Below are 360 nucleotides of genomic sequence, written 5' to 3'. Positions count from 1 at the left end.
CATGCGCATCAAAACCCGAGGCGCGCCTCGCAATGGCGAGCTTCTGCTCCACGGCATCGCCTGGTGCGCACGATGTGGCCATAAAATGTACGTCCGCTACAAGGGCGGCGGCGAGTATGTATGCAATCACCTGCGCACCCAAGAGGGTCAGCCAACCTGCCAACACATCCGCGCCAACCGTATCGATGAGGCCGTTGGCGAGGCATTCCTAACCGCCCTAGCGCCAGCCGAACTCGATGCTTTGTCGCACTCCCGCCGAGTCCAGCAGCAGATGAACAATGCGTTGCGCTCCAGCGCAGAACGAGAGCTCGAGCGCAAGCGGTACACGGCCGCACTCGCCGAACGGCAGTTCAACCGAGC

Annotated in this window: 1 protein-coding gene; it reads left to right on the top strand. The window is 62.2% G+C overall.

Annotation, left to right across the window (positions count from 1 at the left end):
* Positions 1 to 85 precede the first annotated feature (85 nt).
* On the top strand, positions 86 to 360 hold a 275-nt coding region (locus CP368_RS10260), incomplete at its 3' end, for a zinc ribbon domain-containing protein (protein WP_233185898.1).

It is taken from the genome of Lactobacillus sp. UMNPBX17, from assembly GCF_002553735.1.
GTDB classification, from domain to species: Bacteria; Bacillota; Bacilli; order Lactobacillales; family Lactobacillaceae; genus Lactobacillus; species Lactobacillus gallinarum.
The sequence above is the reverse complement of the archived record's forward strand: the minus strand, read 5'-3'. Positions and strand labels throughout refer to the sequence as shown.